This window comes from Synechococcus sp. W60.3 (assembly GCF_047502615.1).
In the GTDB taxonomy this organism is placed as follows: domain Bacteria; phylum Cyanobacteriota; class Cyanobacteriia; order Thermostichales; family Thermostichaceae; genus Thermostichus.
Map to the genome: position 1 here is coordinate 1 of NZ_JANSHJ010000073.1, position 2,441 is coordinate 2,441.

Genomic DNA, 2,441 nt, shown 5'->3' on the forward strand with positions numbered 1-2,441 from the left:
GCGCGCCAGGCCATACACCAACACCGTGGTCAGCACCCCGCCCACCCAAGCCGCCAAGGGCACCCAAGCCGTCCACTCCCCCCAGGTGAGCAGCCCCACCGCCGCCAGGCCCGCCCCCGCCGAGATGCCCAGCAGGTAGGGATCCGCCAGCCCATTGCCCAACATCCCCTGCAGCAGGGCCCCCGCCATCCCCAAGGCCGCCCCCAGCAACTGGGCCAAAAGTGCCCGCGGCAGCCGCAACTGCCAGACAATGGTCTGCCGGACTGGATCCCCTTGCCCCCACAGGGCCTGCCACAGCTCCGCAAAAGTCATGGGAACGGATCCCAAGGCAATCGAGATCCAAAGCAGCAAGAGGATGACACTCAGTAGCAAAACCGCCAAGCCGACCGGCGAGAGGATCCGCCTGGCCTGCCCCCAGCGTGTCTCCGAGTCAACTCCTGATGACAGACGCCCTTGATTGGCCAACATCGCAAACCTCAGGACTTTTGAGAGGGGGAGAGCCGCAAGACAGCTCCGACCGGCTCGCCAGAGCAGCGAGCCCAACCCCGCCAAGCTTTCCAGCTTGTTGAGACTTAGATTCAATAAAGACGTAGCTGCCAGAATAACAGGCTTTCTGGGTTATTGCAAGTCAGTTCTAATAAGCTTCTGCCCGCGTCCCCCCCTTGAGTGCCAACCCTTTGGCGTGAGATCGGGCAACACCCAACCTACTCAGGCCTAACCTGCCAGGGATCCGACTGCCCCGGGTAGGGTCATTCCCAGCAGCCGTGGAATGGGAAGTCCTTGACATACTCCCCTACCTAAAGGCAGGGGATTCTTGTTCTTGGTTCTACGGGCGCACTTACCGTATCGGGTTGCCCCTCTACAGCAGCGGTGCATCTCTCCCCAAGCGTTCCCGACCCCCAGGCCCCCAGTGTCCCCCCCGATACGGGGGGGCACCCGGGGGCGGGGGGGCAGCGGTTCCCTTATGCCCTAAGGTACCGTTTTGCCATTTCAACCCTAAGACGCTTAACTTAAAGATGCTGAGCCCCAAAAGGCTTAGCCCCTTCTTCAGGATATTCAGAGCTGCATTCTGATCCCTATCCAGCACAAGCAGACACTTGGGGCAAATATGAGTTTGCGTAGACAGAGTCTTAACCACTCTATGCCCACAACCACTACAATCCTGCGTGGTGTATTGAGGCGGCACTGCTACGATTGCCTTGCCCCACACCTTGCCGTAGTAGTCTAGCCAGTGAGTGAATAGCGACCAGCTAGCATCTTGGATCGATTTGGCAAGATGACGATTTTTGACCAAGTTCTTCACCGGCAAGTCCTCATACACCACGATGTCGTTAGACATCACTACGCACCGGGCTAGCTTAATCGCCCAGTCTCTACGCTGGCGCTGGACTTTGAGGTCAATCCTACCTACTCGGTTCTTCTGTTTGTGGTAGTTGTTTGATTGCGGTTTTCTCCCTTTTGCGAACATCCTGCTCAACTTGCGTTGATGCCTTTTTAGCCGCTTCTCGCTGCGGCGCAAAAACTTCGGGCAATTCACGGTATTGCCGTTCTGGTCGGTGTAGAAATGCTTGAGCCCAAGATCAATACCGATAACATTGCCTGTGTATTGTCCTTGCTCCTTGCGGTCTACATCCAGACAGAACTGGGCATAGTACCCATCTGCTCTTCGGATCACCCGCACACGGTTGATTTTGGAGCTCAGGATATCCTGTCTTGCTTCTCCATTGCAGTACAGCGCAAAGGTCCCTGCTCCAAACCCGTCCGTGAAGGTGATAGACAGGCCATCATCAGATAACTTCCAGCCCGATTGCTTGTATTCCACAGACCGGCAATGCTTCTTGAACTGGGGATAGCCTTTCTTCTTTTCGCCCTGCTTGCACCGTCTGTAGAAGTTGGAAATCGATAGCCATGCTCGCTCCGCACTCGCCTGCCGAGCAGCAGAGTTGAGCTTATTCGCAAATGGGAACTCCTTCGCCAAGTCTTTGCAGAAAGCATACAGATGCTTCTTCCCTACCCCCCGATTGTCCATCCAATGGCGCAGGCATTTGTTGCGCACAAACTGTGCGGTGCGGATGGCTTCGTCCAAAGCTTGATACTGCTTTGGCGTCCCGTTGAGGAGTTTGGCTTCCCTGACTAACATGAATCTATTTTATTCTGGGTCTTATCAGATAAAACAATCTGCGCCTTATATCCCTGACCTAAAGGGCGGGGCTTTATGGCGCCGCTTGGTAATCTCCTCTCTTCCGGAGGGAGAGGGGGGAAGATCTCAAATCAAATAGAATGGCCCAAGCCGGTTAGCTTGGGTTGGATGGACCCTGAATTTGGCCCCCTCTTGCAAGCATTGGTGCCATGGCTTCTTCTGCTGAGACCACTTGGGATGCCCTGCAGGTGGATCCCGCCCTGCTCACCCCCATGATGCAGCACTACGTGGAGCTGAAGCG

The 2,441-nt window shown here is 56.0% G+C and carries 2 protein-coding genes; both read right to left on the bottom strand.

The genetic code is table 11. The features are described 5' to 3' along the window. The coding region (locus NW846_RS12475; protein WP_414516182.1) for an iron chelate uptake ABC transporter family permease subunit at positions 1-468 on the bottom strand (468 nt) is incomplete at its 3' end. A 391-nt stretch (positions 469-859) separates the two neighbouring features. Next, positions 860-2,140 carry an RNA-guided endonuclease InsQ/TnpB family protein gene (locus tag NW846_RS12480; protein WP_414516184.1) on the bottom strand — a complete coding sequence of 427 codons (1,281 nt, stop codon included), beginning with the start codon at positions 2,138-2,140 and terminating at the stop codon, positions 860-862. Between the last annotated feature and the right edge of the window lie 301 nt (positions 2,141-2,441).